The sequence below is a fragment of the Flavobacterium sp. ARAG 55.4 genome, assembly GCF_051846875.1.
GTDB lineage: Bacteria > Bacteroidota > Bacteroidia > Flavobacteriales > Flavobacteriaceae > Flavobacterium > Flavobacterium plantiphilum.
Genome location: NZ_JBPYCT010000018.1, coordinates 27,797 through 45,296, shown reverse-complemented (window position 1 = coordinate 45,296; position 17,500 = coordinate 27,797). Strand labels below are relative to the sequence as shown.

The 17,500-nt window shown below is 35.0% G+C and carries 12 protein-coding genes; 6 read left to right on the top strand and 6 right to left on the bottom strand.

Annotation, left to right across the window (positions count from 1 at the left end; translation table 11 throughout):
• Positions 1-25 precede the first annotated feature (25 nt).
• The 5 genes from ACSV4D_RS16995 to ACSV4D_RS16975 form a co-directional block, all read right to left on the bottom strand.
• Positions 26-334, bottom strand: coding sequence for a thioredoxin family protein (locus ACSV4D_RS16995; RefSeq protein ID WP_408079590.1), 309 nt, complete (start codon positions 332-334; stop codon positions 26-28).
• Positions 335-521: 187 nt separating this feature from the next.
• Positions 522-1,160, bottom strand: coding sequence for a peroxiredoxin (locus ACSV4D_RS16990; RefSeq protein ID WP_408079588.1), 639 nt, complete (start codon positions 1,158-1,160; stop codon positions 522-524).
• Positions 1,161-1,295: 135 nt separating this feature from the next.
• Positions 1,296-2,894: a glycoside hydrolase family 3 protein gene (locus ACSV4D_RS16985; protein WP_439229207.1), complete on the bottom strand. Its 1,599-nt coding sequence runs from the start codon at positions 2,892-2,894 to the stop codon at positions 1,296-1,298.
• A gap of 33 nt (positions 2,895-2,927) precedes the next feature.
• Positions 2,928-4,199 carry an MFS transporter gene (locus tag ACSV4D_RS16980; RefSeq protein ID WP_439229206.1) on the bottom strand — a complete coding sequence of 424 codons (1,272 nt, stop codon included), beginning with the start codon at positions 4,197-4,199 and terminating at the stop codon, positions 2,928-2,930.
• A 12-nt stretch (positions 4,200-4,211) separates the two neighbouring features.
• The gene (locus tag ACSV4D_RS16975) at positions 4,212-5,747 is read right to left on the bottom strand and encodes a glycoside hydrolase family 10 protein (RefSeq protein WP_439229205.1); all 1,536 of its coding nucleotides are present in this window, start codon (positions 5,745-5,747) and stop codon (positions 4,212-4,214) included.
• Between the two features lie 247 nt (positions 5,748-5,994).
• Here ACSV4D_RS16975 and ACSV4D_RS16970 point away from each other — a divergent pair, with 247 nt between their 5' ends.
• The 3 genes from ACSV4D_RS16970 (at position 5,995) to lpdA (ending at position 11,998) form a co-directional block, all read left to right on the top strand.
• Positions 5,995-8,919, top strand: a complete 2,925-nt coding sequence (locus tag ACSV4D_RS16970; protein ID WP_439229204.1) for an FAD-binding and (Fe-S)-binding domain-containing protein — start codon at positions 5,995-5,997, stop codon at positions 8,917-8,919.
• A 15-nt stretch (positions 8,920-8,934) separates the two neighbouring features.
• Complete coding sequence (locus tag ACSV4D_RS16965) at positions 8,935-10,392, top strand: FAD-dependent oxidoreductase (RefSeq protein ID WP_439229219.1); 1,458 nt, start codon at positions 8,935-8,937, stop codon at positions 10,390-10,392.
• Between the two features lie 202 nt (positions 10,393-10,594).
• On the top strand, positions 10,595-11,998 hold the full coding sequence (gene lpdA / locus ACSV4D_RS16960) for a dihydrolipoyl dehydrogenase (protein ID WP_439229203.1): 1,404 nt from the start codon (positions 10,595-10,597) through the stop codon (positions 11,996-11,998).
• A 66-nt stretch (positions 11,999-12,064) separates the two neighbouring features.
• Here lpdA and ACSV4D_RS16955 read toward each other — a convergent pair whose 3' ends face one another.
• Positions 12,065-12,445 carry a DoxX family membrane protein gene (locus ACSV4D_RS16955; RefSeq protein WP_408079576.1) on the bottom strand — a complete coding sequence of 127 codons (381 nt, stop codon included), beginning with the start codon at positions 12,443-12,445 and terminating at the stop codon, positions 12,065-12,067.
• 358 nt (positions 12,446-12,803) lie between these two features.
• Between ACSV4D_RS16955 and ACSV4D_RS16950 the strand changes: the two genes are divergently transcribed.
• Genes ACSV4D_RS16950 through ACSV4D_RS16940 form a run of 3 tightly spaced genes read left to right on the top strand, consistent with a single transcriptional unit; the run spans position 12,804 to position 17,458 of the window.
• Positions 12,804-14,090: an anthranilate synthase component I family protein gene (locus ACSV4D_RS16950; protein WP_439229202.1), complete on the top strand. Its 1,287-nt coding sequence runs from the start codon at positions 12,804-12,806 to the stop codon at positions 14,088-14,090.
• Between the two features lie 18 nt (positions 14,091-14,108).
• Positions 14,109-15,419, top strand: a complete 1,311-nt coding sequence (gene tilS, locus ACSV4D_RS16945; RefSeq protein ID WP_439229201.1) for a tRNA lysidine(34) synthetase TilS — start codon at positions 14,109-14,111, stop codon at positions 15,417-15,419.
• A complete protein-coding gene (locus ACSV4D_RS16940) occupies positions 15,419-17,458 on the top strand; it encodes a cytochrome c biogenesis protein CcdA (RefSeq protein WP_439229200.1) in 2,040 nt (679 codons plus the stop codon). The genes tilS and ACSV4D_RS16940 overlap by 1 nt, the downstream gene beginning before the upstream one ends.
• Positions 17,459-17,500 lie beyond the last annotated feature (42 nt).

Below are 17,500 nucleotides of genomic sequence, written 5' to 3'. Positions count from 1 at the left end.
TTAACCGAATTAACAAATTACCAAATTATACAATTTCGTTTACTAAATCAATTAGTACTTCTTGCTTGTTGGTTTGTGTTTCGTTTACCAGTTTTCCGTTTACAAAAGTGGCAAAAGTTGGCAGGTTACTTACATTAGCCAGTTTTCTTGATTCCGGAAAATTTTCAGCATCAACAAGAGCAAAAGTGATAGCTTCATTTTCAGTAGCCAGTTTTTTAAATTTTGGTTTCATAATACGGCAGTTACCACACCATGAAGCTGAAAATTGAACAACTACTTTTTCATTTTCATTAACTAAATTAGCTAATGTATCTTCGTTTAATTCTATTAACATTTTTCTTTGAGTTTATAAGTTACTAAGTTTCTGAGTTGCTAAGATTTTTATAATTGTTTTCTAATCATATTGGCTTAGCAACTTAGAAACTTTTGACTTAATTTTTATAAGTTGTAATTTGGAAGATTAGATTTAAGTTAAAAGCTTAGATACTTAATAACTTAGAATCTTAGTGACTTCTAAAAAACTAGTTTGCGCTCAAGTAAGCAGCAGTACTGTTTCTGTCAGCAGACATAGCTTCTTTTCCTTCTTCCCAGTTAGCAGGACATACTTCACCTTTTGTTTGTACGTGAGTGTAAGCATCTACTAAACGCAAATATTCGTTTACGTTACGGCCTAAAGGCATATCGTTAACACTTTCGTGGAAAATTTTTCCGGTTTCATCAACTAAATAAGTGGCTCTGTAAGTTACGTTAGAACCTTCTACTAAATACGTATCAGCATCTTCATTGTAAGCACCAGCTTCTGCATCTAAGATACCTAAAGCAGCAGATAAATTTCTGGTTGTATCAGCTAAAAGTGGGTAAGTAACTCCTTCAATTCCACCGTTGTTTTTTGCAGTGTTTAACCAGGCAAAATGTACTTCGTTAGTATCGCAAGAAGCTCCAATTACGATTGTGTTTCTTTTTTCAAATTCCGGTAAAGCTGCCTGAAAAGCGTGTAATTCTGTTGGACAAACGAAAGTGAAATCTTTTGGGTACCAAAACAAAAGTACTTTTTTGTTGTTGTTTACTGCTTCTTCAAAGATGTTGATTTTTAAATTATCACCCATTTCTGAGATTGCATCAACTGTAATGTTTGGGAATTTTTTTCCTACTAATGACATATTATTTGTTTTTAAAGTTATTATTTGTTGAGTGCAAAAATAAGCCTTAAAAAACGTTTATGGTAATAGTAGTTGATTATTAATATTTATTTAATAATAACTTTTGGTTATGGCTGTGTAATAAGCAAGTTTAAATTATTGAATATCAATTATAACGGGTAATTTTCCGCTACATTCATAATTAAACAAAAGTTGATTAGCTGCGTTAATTTGAAATTCTTCAAAATCCTGATAGACTTCAATCACTCTTAAAGCTTTTTTTAAATTAGGAATTAAAGGTAAAGCATACGGATTACCAAACACATAAATCAGACATTTTTTGTTTTCCAATAATTTTTTGAGTAAATCAAAAACAGCATCGTCAATTTCAAATTTTTTTAGGGGTTTTGCCTTTGGAACAAATAAAGAAATGATAAGATATTCAAAATTACTGATGCTTTGTTCGAAAGCTACAAAGTCAAAATCATCAACAGATTCGATGTTAAATTGTTCACAGTTCCATGCTGTAAGGATCGTTTTAGCAAATTCATTTTCAGCCGGTTTGTATAAAGAAAGTTGGGCGACTTTTTGTTCTTGGTTTGCTTTTTTCAGACTTTCAAAATCGATGTTGTCAATTACTTTGGTGATACTGTTTTTAGCTATTTTCGAATTAAGATTTGCTGCTTTTTCAAAACTTAAAGAGCTGCTATTTGACACAGAAGTATTGAATAAGCCTACTTTTTCTTTGCATTGCCAAATTCGCTTAAAGCTTTCGTTAATGCGTTCTTCAGAAGCATTTTCTAATATGGCTTGAATACCTTCGGGAACATTTTCGGCAAAACACAATACATCATTTCCTGCATTGAAAGCTTCCCATTCCAGTTGGCCTTTGATGTCGTACAATTTGGAAACGCTGTGCATGTTCAAAGCATCGGAAATAACCAAACCATCGTAACCCAATTGTTCTCTTAAAAGTTTCTGAATAATATTTTGAGACAGGGTTGCTGAAGTGTTTTTTCCTTCATTTAGAGCAGGAACTGCCAAATGTCCAATCATAATCGAATCGACATTGTTTTCGATTCCTTTAATAAATGGATACAATTCGTTATTCATTAATTGCTCTAAGTTTTCTTCTAAAACAGGCAATCCTAAATGAGAATCAACATTCGTATTTCCGTGACCCGGAAAATGTTTTAAACACCCTAAAACACCTTCATCACTCATTCCGCGTAAATATTCCAGAGCAAAACTGGCAACTTTTTCTTTGTTTTCACCAAAAGAACGATAACCAATTACAGGATTATTTGGATTATTATTTATATCAGCCAATGGAGCTAAATTATAATGAATTCCCGCCGATTTTAAGTCGGATGCAATTTGTTTTCCAACTTCGTAAACCAACTCTTTTTGCTCTTCCGGCAAAGCACCTAAAGTAATCGCATAAGGATATTGCGGCGTTTTTTCGACACGCATAGCGAGTCCCCATTCGGCATCTATACTCATTAAAAGTGGAGTGGAAGCACATTTTTGATAACGAACAATCAATTCTTTTAAGCGGTTATAACTGTTATCGTTAAATTCAATTTTTTTCTTCGATTCATAATTGGTAGCAGCACTGGCACGACTATGAAAAAAAGTCAGTCCGCCAATATTGTATTTTTTAATCATTTCTTCCATTGCCAGAATGTTTTCTTCAGTATCATTGATAAAAACGGCAGGGAAAAAGAATTGTCCTATTTTTTGTTTTAAAGTCATGAAGTTATGTTGTATCAGTCTTTTTTCTTTACTCTATTCTCTAGATTCTTTTTCTTTCTTCCCAAAATCCTTTGGATAAACTAAAAATCTAGACAAAATTAATCCCGGAATTGTAGCGATTAAAACCCAAATAAAGAAATTACCATAACCTAAATATTCCTGAATGTATCCGCTCAACATTCCCGGAAGCATCATTCCTAATGCCATAAAACCGGTAGCAATAGCATAATGGGATGTTTTGGATTCTCCTTCGGCAACGTAAATTAAATACATCATAAAGGCAGCAAAACCAAATCCGTAACCGAATTGTTCTAAAATGACTACCACATAAATATAATAAACCGAACCCGGATGAAAATGTGCCAATAATACAAAACCAATAATAGGTAAGTGCATCGTTAAAATCATAGGCAACATCCATTTTCCTAAACCGTGCTTCGAAATCGCAATTCCGCCCAGAATGCCGCCAATTGTAAGTGCAATCAATCCGAAAGTTCCATAAATGATTCCTACATCTTCAGTTGCTAATCCCATTCCGCCCACATCAATTTTATCAACTAAAAACGGAGTCAGCATTTTTAATAATTGTGATTCTCCTAAACGAAATAAAAGAATAAAAGCTAATATCAATCCGATTTGTTTTTTCTTAAAAAAACTGGCGAAAACAGTAGCAAAATTTTTCTCTTCTGTTTCTCCTGCTTTAATTGGTAATTCCGCTTTTGGAGTAGCAAAAAAGTTGTAAACTGTTAATAAACTCATTACTAATCCAACTAAAATCATGGTGTAGGACCAGGCTTTTTGATTGTCGCCATACAAATGTTCCAGATAACCTGCAAAAAGGATGATTAATCCGTTTCCGGTTAGCATCGATGCTCTGTAAAAAGTACTTCGGATTCCTAAAAAAAACGATTGCTGATCTTTGGTCAAAGCCAATAAATAGAAACCGTCACTAGCCACATCATTAGAAGCTGAAGCGAATGCTGCAACCCAAAAAATAGCCAGACTCATTATGAAAAACTGACTCGTTGGGATGATAAAACCCACAATCAAAAAAGCTATAGAAATTAATAATTGCATACTTAAAAACCATTTTCTTTTAGTTCCGTGTAAATCAATAAACGGACTCCATAATGGTTTGATAACCCAGGGTAAGTATAACAAACTGGTGTATAAACCAATATCTTCATTGCTGATACCTAGGTTTTTATACATTAAAACCGAAACAGATATTATAATTACATATGGAAAACCCGATGCGAAGTTTAATAATGGGATCCAATACCACGGATTATTGTTTTTTTGCATGTTTGTTAGGTTTTAATTATTGACTTTCAATAAAGTGGCCTGGCTTTCGTTTCCAAAATAATCCACAAAAGTCACTGCGCAATTGTTATGTCTTTCCAAATATAATTTTGGAATAGTAATCGCAATGCTGTCTTTGGTCTCGCTAAAAGCAATTTTATCAATAATCTGGCTTGGATTATTTACATCAATGCGGTTTTTATTTGTAGAGCCGTAAACAATGACATAGCGAATTTTACTCTGTGTTGGAAAATCCAGTGTTACAATAGTATTTGCCGTTTGATTGTTGATATTAGTTATACAGGGGATGTCTAAAACTTCTCTTCTTGAATTTGGTACTACATAAGGTAAAGCGGGATATTGATACTGATTGTCTTTTAATAATTGGGTAACCGCCTGATTTTTATTAACAAACCATTTGGCGCTGAAAAAAGCATTCCCGTTAATGTTTGGATAGGTACGTGTTAAGTCAATCTGATTTGGGATTTCATTTGGATTGAACCATTTTTTATCAGAATCACTGTTGATTTTATAACTTCCGTTTCCTATGTAAAGTGCTGTATTTTTATTAGTATTCTCAGACCACCATTTGGTTAATTTAGCATAAGAAGCTGTTTTGTGCTCGATACTCCAATATAATTGCGGCAAAAGATAATCAATATAATTTCCTTCCATCCAGGCCATAGGGTCGGCATATAAATCGTCATAATTCGTTTGTCCTGCCTGAGTGTCAGAACCTCTTGGATCTACTGATTTGTTTCTCCAGACCCCAAAAGGACTAATTCCAAATTGTACCCATGGTTTGATTTTTTTTATCGAATTGTAAGTGTTTTGCACGTATGTATTTACGTTGTCACGACGCCAGTCTTCTCTGCTCTGACCGTTTCCATATTTTCTGTAAGCAGCAGTGTCATTAAATTCTTCTCCTTTTATTCTGTAAGGATAAAAATAATCATCAAAATGTATAGCGTCTACATCATATTTAGTAACTACTTCATCTACAATATTCATTAAATGTGTCTGAACTTCTGGAAGAGCAGGATTATAATAGTATTTTCCGCCATATTTTATCATCCATTCCGGATGTTTGATTACATCGTGACTTCTGCTTAAAGCGCCAATATTCAAATCCATAGTCGCTCTGTAAGGGTTTAACCAGGCATGAAATTCAAAACCACGTTGATGTGCCTGTGCAATCATCCAGTCCAATGGATCATAAAAAGGGTAAGGTGCTAAACCTTGTTTGCCTGTTAAATATTTAGACCACGGAGCCAGATTGGTAGGATACATGGCGTCGCCGGCACTGCGAATTTGTACAATAACCACATTGTAATTCAGTTTTTTGTAAGCGTCTAAAATTTCAATAAAATCAGCTTTTTGTTTTTCAACAGCATCGGTATTGCTTACCGGCCAGTCAATATTGGCAACGGTTGCAATCCAAACTGCTCTGAATTCATTTTTAGGATTTGATGTTTTGAATTGCGCCTGAGCAACACTAATGGATGCTAATAAAAAAGAAATAAATGAAAATAAAAATAGTTTGCGATTCATTGAATAATATGTTTTTACGGTTACCAAAAATAGTTTTTTTAGCGAAGTTTATAAGATAATTTAAGATTAATTTTCTCCATATTGCTGTATCACAATTTTTTTGCCAAAACTAAAAACGGAATGTTTATTATTATTCGTGTTTTAGCAGCGTATTAAATATTAAATAGTTTATTTTATCATTTTTTAAAAATGGATATATTTATATTTGCCAATAATTTACAAATACCTCCCAAAATAGATTTTTAGTATGTCTGCGATACATTCATTAAAACAATTGTCTGATTCCTTAGAAGGAACGCTTTTATATGACAATCTTCATAAAACATTATATGCTACGGATGCTTCGGCTTATCGAATTATTCCTTTGGCAGTGGCCTTACCTAAAACTACTGAGGATATTGTAAAATTAGTACGTTATGCTATAGAAAATAAAACGACATTAATTCCCAGAACTGCAGGGACTTCCTTAGCTGGACAAACTATTGGTGATGGTATTGTTGTTGATGTGTCTAAATATTTTACAAAAATCATTGCTTTTGATGCCGTTAAAAAAACAGTAAGAGTTCAGCCTGGGGTCATCCGTGATGAACTAAACCTGTATTTAAAACCTTATGGTGTTTTTTTCGGACCCAATACTTCTACTTCTAACCGCTGTATGATAGGTGGAATGGTTGGGAATAATTCTTCGGGTACCACTTCCATTCGTTACGGAGTTACCCGTGATAAAATAGTGGAAATAAAAACAGTTTTAGCCGACGGTTCAACAGCAGTTTTTAACACCATTACTTCGGCTGAATTTATCGAAAAAACCAAAGGTGATTCGCTTGAAAGTTCGATCTATAGAAAATTATACGAAGAATTATCTGTTAAAGCCAATCAGCAGGAAATAATAAACGAATTCCCTAAACCGGAAATTCACAGGCGAAATACCGGTTATGCCGTTGATATTTTATTAAAATCGGATTTATTTGGCGGTACTGAATCTACAATAAATGTTGGAAAACTTCTATGCGGAAGTGAAGGAACATTAGCGTTTACTACTGAAGTTACATTACAATTAGACGATTTGCCTCCAACGAATAATATTATGGTGGTAACTCATTTTGATAGTATTCAGGGAAGTTTAGAGGCAGTTATAGTAGCTATGAAACATCATCTTTACACCTGCGAAATGATTGATGATACCATTTTAGATTGTACGAAACACAATAAAGAACAAAGCAAGAACCGATTTTTTATTCAGGGTGAACCCAAAGCGATTATGATGTTTGAAGTTGCTTCGTACATTAGTATGGAAGAAGCTGAAAAGCAGGCTGATGCTTTGATACAAGATTTGAAAGACAATCAGTTTGGGTATGCATCGGTAAAATTATATGGTACTGATATTGAAAAAGTAAACGAACTTCGCAAAGCAGGTTTGGGACTTTTAGGAAGTATTGTGGGAGATGATAAAGCAGCCGATTCTATTGAAGATACTGCGGTAGAACTGAGTGATTTGCCTGGATATATTGCCGATTTTTCGGCTATGATGCAACGCCACGGACAGGAAGCTATTTATTATGCGCATGCCGGTGCGGGAGAATTGCACCTACGTCCGGTTTTGAATTTAAAGACTAAAGAAGGCGTTTACCAATTTAGAAATATCGCAACCGAAGTGGCTATTTTAGTCAAAAAATATCGTGGTTCGTTAAGTGGAGAACACGGTGACGGAATTGTAAGAGGAGAATTTCTGCCTTTTATGATTGGTGAAAAAAATTATGAATTACTTAAACGCATCAAATTAGCTTTCGATCCAAATTCAGTTTTGAATATGGGGAAAATTGTGAATGCCTTAAAAATGGATGAAAACTTCCGTTTTGAAACGGACAGAACAGAACCCGATATTAAAACCATTCAGGATTTTTCGGATAGTATGGGGATTTTAAGAGCTGCTGAAAAATGCAATGGCTCTGGAGATTGCAGAAAATTACCTTCGGCAGGAGGAACTTTATGTCCCAGTTATCGTGCTACCCGTGATGAGAAAGACACTACTCGTGCCCGTGCCAATGCTTTGCGCGAATATTTAACCCATTCGGATAAAGAAAATAAATTTGATCATAAAGAATTATATGAGGTTTTTGAATTGTGTGTGAGTTGTAAAGCCTGTGCAGGTGAATGCCCGTCAAATGTAGATGTTGCAACCTTAAAAGCAGAATTTTTGTATCAATATCAGAAAGCGAATGGTTTTTCCTTTCGAAATAAAATTTTCGCCAATAATGCTAAAATGAATAAGATGGGAAGTATTTTTCCATCATTTACCAATTTTATATCGAATCTTTCTTTTGTAAAAAAAGGAATGGGAGTAGCACAGGAAAGAGAAGTTCCGCTGTTAGCCAGACAAACATTTAGAAAATGGCTTAGCAATAATAATCGTAATGTCAATAGTAATGAAAATAAGAAATATCCAAATGGAAAAGTAGTTTTGTTTTGTGATGAGTTTACCAATTATTATGATGTAAATGTTGGGATTGATGCTTTCGAATTATTAACAAAATTAGGATATGAAGTGGTTGTTGTCGAACATGAAGAAAGTGGAAGAGCCTATCTTTCAAAAGGATTTCTGGAAGAAGCTAAAATGATTGCGATAAAAAATGTAGCTACTTTTGCGCCTCTTATTTCAGATGATTGTCAGTTAATAGGAATCGAACCTTCGGCGATATTGACTTTCAGAGATGAATATCTGCGATTAGCAGAAGATAAAACGGCTGCTCAGCAACTGGCAAAAAACGTTTTGACGATTGAAGAATTTTTCAAAAAAGAAATTACAGCAGGAAAAATTCATGCGGGACAATTCTCTACAACTGCAAAACAGATTAAAATTCACGGACATTGTCATCAAAAAGCATTAAGTTCCGTTGAAGCTACTTTTGGTATGTTGAATGTGCCCAAAAACAATACTGTTACAATATATAATTCCGGTTGTTGTGGTATGGCGGGTTCTTTTGGCTATGAAGAAGAACATTATAAAGTGAGTATGCAAATGGGGGAAGATACCTTGTTTCCAAAAATAAGAACCACTGATGCAGATACGGTTATTGCTGCAGCGGGAACTTCTTGCCGTCATCAGATTTTTGACGGAACCAGCAGAAAAGCGCAGCATCCGGTAACAATTTTAAAAAGTTGTTTGCGATAATTGGAAGTACAAGAAATGAAAAATCCGGGAACCACAGCAACTCATTGGACTATTTGCAAAGAATGTCAGGGACAAGGTAAAAAAAGCCGGAGAATTGCTAAAAAAGTACGCCTTAGTTATCAAAGGGCTTTAGAGCTTTTTGAAAAATCAAACAAAACAGGGACGCCTCCTGTTTCTCCAAAAGCACACCTTGATTCCTGCATTAATTGTGCAGGATCGGGTTTGATTGCTGCTGTAAATCCACCCCAGGAAGATAATACTTATCCTCGTGTTGCTATTATTGGCGGCGGAATAGGAGGAATAGCACTTGCGGTAGCTTGTTTACACCGCGGGATTCCCTTTACAATTTATGAACGGGACAGTGGTTTTGACAGCAGGTCTCAGGGATATGGACTCACCTTGCAGCAAGCCAGCAAAGCAATTGAGGGCTTGGGGATTTTTTCGTTAGAAGCCGGTGTTATTTCTACACGACATTTGGTTCATACCACTGATGGAAAAGTCATAGGAGAATGGGGAATGAGAAAATGGATGCAGTCAGATACTAAAAAAACACCTAAACGAACTAACATACACATTGCAAGACAGTCGCTACGATTGGCCTTGCTGGAGCAGCTTGGCGGTCAGGACAAGATACAGTGGGGACACAATTTAATTGATTTTAACGAAACTGAAAATGGTGGTGTCGATCTAAGATTTGACGTAAGCGGTGTGGTGAAAAATGCTCAGGCAGATCTTGTGGTTGGAGCCGATGGTATCCGTAGTGCGGTGCGAAAACTGATCATTGGGGAGGATGAGACCCCTTTGCGTTACTTAGGTTGTATGGTGATTTTAGGTATTTGTCCATTGAAAGCTTTGGATGGTGTTGATAGTTCTTTGTTGGATTCGGCCACAGTATTTCAAACAGCCAATGGAAATGAGCGTATTTATATCATGCCTTATTCAGAAGATTCTGTGATGTGGCAGCTTAGTTTTCCATTGTCTGAAAAAGAGGCTAAGAAACTGAGTACTCAGGGACCGCAAGCGTTAAAGCAAGAAGCCTGTAAAAGAACACAATGGCATAATCCTGTTCCTCAGATTGTAGCTGCCACTCAGGAGGATCTGATATCAGGTTATCCTGTTTATGACCGCAAATTACCTGATGCTGAATTATTAAAGAAATCCGGAAAAGTGACACTTATTGGTGATGCAGCCCATCCTATGAGTCCCTTTAAAGGACAAGGGGCAAATCAGGCATTACTTGATGCTCTGGCATTGGCACGAGCAATAGGAAAAGGATGTAAGCCTGCTTCAAACTGGCGGGAAACAGGAATACGAAAACGTGTTTTAGATGATTTTGAATCAGAAATGTTAGCCCGCAGTGCAGTTAAAGTACATTATTCTGCTGAAGCTGCACAATTTTTACATTCGGAAACGGTACTTCATAAAGCTGATGAACCCAGAGGAAGAAGTTTGAGAAAAAATGGTAATCTGTAATTTGTCTAAATGGGCAGTTTCATTTTTTGAATTAAAAAGAATCCAGTTTATTTTGACTTTTTATTAGTTTAACCGACAAGCTTCTTTTTTAAATCAGATACAAAAACCTAACAAAATATCTTATTTTTTGAACTTTAAACAAAACTTAATTCCTTATTTTTGCTCTTCGACATTTTAAAAAATAAATAAAAAACAATATACTATGAATTCATTTGACGTAGTCGTTATAGGTTCTGGACCTGGAGGATATGTATCAGCGATTCGTTGTGCGCAACTAGGCTTCAAAACAGCTATTATCGAAAAATATTCCACACTTGGAGGAACTTGTCTTAATGTAGGTTGTATTCCTTCCAAAGCTTTATTGGCTTCTTCACATCATTATGCAGAAATTGCTCATTTTGCTGATCACGGAATCGAAGTTTCAGGAGAAGTAAAAGTTAATTTAGAGAAAATGATTGCCCGTAAAAAAGCAGTTGTTGATCAGACTTCCGGTGGAATTAACTATTTGATGGACAAAAATAAGATTACGGTTTTTGAAGGATTAGGTTCTTTTGTAGATGCTACTCATGTTGCTGTTGCAAAAGCTGATGGAACTTCTGAGACAATTGAAGCTAAACATACTATTATTGCAACGGGTTCTAAGCCATCTTCTTTGCCTTTTATCAAAATTGACAAAGAAAGAATCATTACTTCTACAGAAGCTTTAAGTTTGACAGAAGTGCCTAAACACCTTGTGATTATTGGTGGTGGAGTTATTGGTATCGAGTTAGGACAAGTATATTTACGTCTTGGAGCTCAGGTTTCAGTAGTAGAATTTATGGACAGAATTATTCCGGGAATGGATGCTTCTTTGTCTAAAGAATTGACTAAAGTCTTGAAAAAACAAGGAATGAAATTCTATACTTCACACAAAGTACAATCAGTAGAAAGAGATGGAGATGTGGTTACAGTGAAAGCAGAAAATGAAAAAGGTGAAGTAATTACACTGGAAGGAGATTATTCCTTGGTTTCTGTTGGTCGTCGTCCTTATACAGATGGATTGAATGCTGAAGCAGCTGGTGTTAAAATCACAGAAAGAGGTCAAGTTGAAGTAAACGATCATTTACAAACTTCGGCTTCTAATATTTACGCTATCGGTGATGTGGTACGTGGTGCGATGTTAGCTCACAAAGCAGAAGAAGAAGGAACTATGGTTGCTGAAATCTTAGCGGGTCAAAAACCACATATTGATTATAATTTAATTCCGGGAGTAGTTTATACCTGGCCGGAAGTTGCAGCTGTGGGACAAACAGAAGAACAATTAAAAGCGGCTGGAGTAGCATATAAATCAGGAAGTTTTCCATTCAAAGCATTAGGACGTGCAAGAGCAAGTGCTGATTTAGATGGTTTTGTGAAAATTCTTGCTGATGCGAAAACAGATGAAGTTTTAGGTATTCATATGATTGGTGCAAGAACAGCTGATTTAATTGCTGAAGCGGTTGTAGCAATGGAATACAAAGCATCGGCTGAAGATATTTCGAGAATGTCTCACGCGCATCCTACATTTGCGGAAGCGGTAAAAGAAGCGGCATTAGCAGCAACTGATAACAGAGCAATACACGTTTAAAATATACGTTTTTATAAAACAGAAACCCGTCTCATTTTTAACGAGACGGGTTTCTTGTTTTTATATTTAACCATTCATTTTAAATAATCCTTTATAATTTTCCCAATGACTGTAAATCAGAAAAATATTGGCTAGAAAAATACCAATTGCAATGGGTAAATTTTCAGGGGTTAAAAAGTAATTAATCAGTAAAATATTGATGATTACCGGAAAAATAATAATATTAGCCAAAGTGGTGAATTTTCCTGTCACAAAGGATAAACCACAAAGTAATTCAATGCTTTTGGCTAAAGGTATCAGATAAGTTGATGCTACAAGACCAACCTGAAATGCTTTAAAGTCTCCTGTAGATGCAGGTTCTGGATTCAGGTGTAAAAAATAACTAACCGAAGTAAAGAGAAATAATATCCCTAGCAGAGAACGAACAATAAGGGTTGCGATTTTCATGATATATAGGTTTATGGGTTAACAAATCAAAAAATATCTGTTGCGGTCTGACACCTCCATTCTTCGTATAATCTCTCCCTAAATAACCGTGCAAATTAGAAAAACTACAATATTGAGATGTAATAACAAGTCAAAATACAGGTCTTGTTTTCATCTTATTGTAAATTTACAAAAAAAAGAACTGGTTTTTCCTTTTTTAAATAATTATTATTTATTAAAATGTTAATTTGATAACGAATCTATTTTGTAAGTTGCTTTTTATTGCAATAAGCAAAATGTTTTACTAAATACTTTAAGCTGTTTGACAAATAAAATAAGTCGGGTTTTTATTGTAATTTTACTTTTTTAAAAAATTACTTTGAGAACATCTTTTATACAAGACATAACGCAACTCGCTGATTTCAAAAAACAGCTTTTACTATGGTCACAACAATTTAGAGAAGTGACTTTTATGGATAGTAATGAATATCAGCAGGACTATTCTAATTATGATTGGATTCTGGCCGTTGATGCTTTTACAGCTATAAAAACAGATTATTTTAATGCTTTTGAAGATTTAAAACAGTACCAGCAAACCAGCAGAGACTGGATTTTTGGTTATTTATCCTATGATTTAAAAAATGATACAGAAAATTTAAAATCTGATAATTTTGATGGATTGGAATTTCCTGATCTGTTTTTTTTTCAGCCTAAAAAACTTTTTCTGGCTAAAGGAAACCAACTCGAAATTAAATATTTAAATTTTTGTGATGATGAATTTGAAGCCGATTGGGAAGAAATCAAATCAGTTACAATTGATTTAGAAAAATTGGATTTGGATGTTCATATTCAACAACGAATTTCAGCGGAAGCTTATCGTGAAAAAGTATCTAAAATGCTTCAATATATTCATCACGGAGATTTGTATGAGGCTAATTTTTGTATGGAATTCTATGCCGAAAAAGCACATATTAAGCCTGTTGAAACTTTTTTAAGACTCAATGAAATTTCAAAGCCACCATTTGCCGTGTTTTTTAAAAATCATAAGCAGTTTTTATTGTCCGCATCACCGGAACGCTATTTAAAAAAAATAGGTGATGTATTGATTTCCCAACCTATAAAAGGAACAGCGAAACGCTCTTTGGATCCAATAGAAGATGAAGAATCCAAAAATAGATTAGCTGCTGATGCTAAAGAACGTGCCGAAAACATTATGATAACCGATTTAGTTCGCAACGATTTATCGCATACAGCACAAAAAGGTTCGGTGCAGGTGACGGAATTATGTGGTATATATTCGTTCCTACAGGTGCATCAAATGATTTCAACTATTACTTCAAAACTGGATACGCAATATACTGCTGTTGATGCTTTAAGGTATACTTTTCCAATGGGGAGTATGACGGGTGCGCCTAAGATTTCGGTGATGAAAATTATTGAAGAACTGGAAGAAACAAAAAGAGGTTTGTACAGTGGAGCTGTGGGTTATTTTACTCCTGAAGGTAATTTTGACTTTAACGTCGTAATTCGGAGTATTTTATACAATCAGCAGAATCAGTATTTATCGTTTTCAGTAGGAAGTGCCATCACTTCACTTTCTGTTCCTGAAAAGGAATACGAAGAATGTTTGCTAAAAGCCAAAGCAATGTTTGAAGTTTTGAAATAAATTTATAATTTTTAATCCATGCTTGAAAGACTCAAAATACATCTGAATAAAAATTTCCCTTTTTTGGAAAACAGCAAATTATTACTGGCTGTAAGTGGCGGAATTGACAGTATGGTTTTAGTTCATTTATTACATCAGTTAAAATACTCTATTGGATTGTGTCACTGTAACTTTCAATTACGTGGGTTAGAAAGTTTTGGAGATCAGGATTTTATTCGTCAATATGCTGATGCAAATGAAATTCCACTTTTTTTAACTCAGTTTGATACCGAAGCATTTGCGAATGATTACAAACTTTCGACTCAAATTGCAGCCCGTGAATTGCGTTATAATTGGTTTTATGAATTGCTGGAAACAGAAAATTACGATTACATTTTAACGGCTCATCATGCTGATGATAATATAGAAACCTTTTTGATTAACCTGAGTCGGGGAACCGGTTTAGAAGGGTTAATTGGAATTCCGGCCCGGAATAATAAAATTATCCGTCCGCTTTTGCCTTTTACAAGAGCGGAAATTGACCACTATGCTAAGGAAAATACTATTCAGTGGCGGGAAGACAGCAGTAATGCCTCCGATAAATATTTGCGTAATAAAATCAGACATCATCTAGTTCCTTTGCTAAAAGAACTGAATCCGAAGTTTATCGATTCTTTTCAAAAAACGCAGTCTTATTTAAAAGAATCTCAGGAATTAGTTGAAGACGCGAGTATTATGGTGTATCAGCAGGTTGCAAAAGAAGATGAAGAAATGATTATTTTTGATTTAAAGCAATTGTTACGACTGCCTAATTATAAATCGTATTTGTATCAGTGGCTGCATGAATTTGGTTTTACAGCTTGGGAGGATGTATATGCTTTGGTAGAAAGTCAGTCAGGAAAACAGGTTTTTTCGCCTCATTACAGGCTATTAAAGGACAGAGAATCCTTAATTTTGAGTGCTTTGCTAATAGATAAACCAGAACAGTTCTTTTTTGTAGAAAAAAATGTTACAGAAGTTAATATTCCCTTAAATCTTGCTTTTTGCAAAGTAGACGACATTTCAGCTGCATCAAATTCAGTTATATTTGTGGACGAAGATAAATTAGTTTATCCATTGGTTTTAAAAAAATGGGAGGAAGGCGACTCTTTTCAGCCATTTGGGATGAATGGGAAGTCTAAAAAACTGAGTAAGCTTTTTAAAGACGAAAAATTATCTTTATTAGAAAAAGAAAATTGCTGGGTTTTATGGTCCGGAAATCAAATTGTATGGGTAATAGGTATCCGGCAGGATGAGCGGTTCAGGACAGATGATTCCACACAAAATATATTAAAAATAGCTTTGCAATAATGAAAAAACTAGTATTTATTCTTACCGCTTTTTTGGTTTTTACCAATGTAAATTCTCAAATTCTGGATCCAGTTAAATGGACTACCAAAATAGAACAGAAATCAGAAGGTGTTTTTGTATTGACTTTTAATGCGGTAATTGAGAAAGACTGGCACATGTATTCGCAGTTTACTCCCGATGGAGGACCACTGGCTATGGAAGTTGTTTTTAAAAATCAGAAAGGAAATTTTAATTTAATTGGCAAAGCCAAAGAGAGCAAAACAAAAACTGCTTACAACGATATTTTTGAGGTAGACGAAACTTTTTTTGAAGGAAAAGCTCAAATTAAGCAAGAAATTAAATTGACTAACTCAAAGTTAAATAAGGTTGAAGTGGAACTTAATTACCAAGTATGTAAAGAAGTGTGTATCAATCAGTCTAAGAAATTTACTTTTCAGATTCCTGCTGCTAAAACCGCAGTTGTTGCACCCATAAAAAAGGATAGTATTAAAGATAGTTCTGTTGCAAATGAAAAGCGTGTCGATACGATCAAAACAGACTCGGTTGTGCCAAGTCTTGGTGAAAGTAATGTAGCAGAAGCTGTTGAAAAAGTGACTTTGCCCGAAAGTGTACCAAATGCTCCAAGGAGTTTATGGTCAGTATTTCTGGTTGCTTTCTTATTTGGTTTTACGGCTTTGCTGACTCCTTGTGTGTTTCCAATGATTCCCATGACGGTGAGTTTCTTCACCAAACAAAGTAAAACCAAAGCGGCAGGAATTAGAAATGCTGTTATTTATGGCATTTCAATTATAGTAATTTATGTTTCGCTGGGTTTTTTAGTATCATGGATATTTGGAGCCGATGCTTTAAATGCATTATCCACGAATGTGTGGTTTAATATTGGATTCTTTATCTTATTAGTGATTTTTGCAGCTTCTTTTTTAGGTGCTTTCGAAATTATGTTGCCTAATTCCTGGGCTAATAAAGTAGACAATCAGGCAGACAAAGGCGGGATTGTAGGCATTTTGTTTATGGCTTTGGCTTTAGCTATTGTTTCATTTTCATGTACAGGACCTATTGTTGGTTCTTTATTGGTTGAAGCTGCCACAAACGGTGTTATAGGGCCAATTGTTGGAATGTTTGGATTTTCATTGGCATTAGCTTTACCATTTATGCTGTTTGCTTTATTTCCGGGTTGGTTGAATTCGTTACCAAAATCAGGAGGCTGGCTGAATACCGTAAAAGTATTTTTAGGATTTTTAGAACTGGCTTTGGCTTTTAAATTTTTATCGAATGCTGATTTGGTTTTACAATTGCACATTTTAGAAAGAGAAGTCTTTTTAGCTATTTGGATTGCTATTTTTGGAACCTTGGCGTTGTATTTATTTGGAAAAATAACCTTACCACACGACAGTCCGTTGACACATATTTCCGTGGGACGATTAGGAATGGGATTATTGGTTTTAACTTTTACCATTTATTTAATTCCGGGACTTTGGGGAGCACCTTTGAAAATAATCAGCGCATTTCCTCCACCAATGCAATACAGCGAAAGCCCAATGGGACTAGGTGGTTCTAACGTAAGCAATACTAAAATGGATTTACCGGATGGAGCAAAAATAGGTCCGCATGGGATAGTAGTTTTTGAAGATTATCAATCAGGTTTGGCTTATGCCAGAAAAGTAAATAAACCCATCATGCTTGACTTTACAGGCTATGCCTGTGTAAACTGCAGAAAGATGGAAAATAATGTTTGGTCTGACGCCAGCGTTTTACCTATTTTGAATAACGAAATTGTGCTGATTTCACTTTATGTGGATGACAAAAGAGAATTACCAAAAGCACAACAATTTATTTCTCCAACAACAGGTTCAGAAATTGAAACGATAGGCGATAAATGGACTGATTTTATGATTTCTAAATATAAAACCAATACGCAGCCTTTGTATGTATTAACCGATTTAGAAGGAAACAGTTTGAATACCGCAAAACCAACAATTAGTTATGTGGGTGTTAAGGAATATTACAACTGGCTGAAAGCGGGGATAGCGAAGTTCTAATTTAATTGTGCTCCGCAAAGTCTCTGACTTTGAGGATGTGAT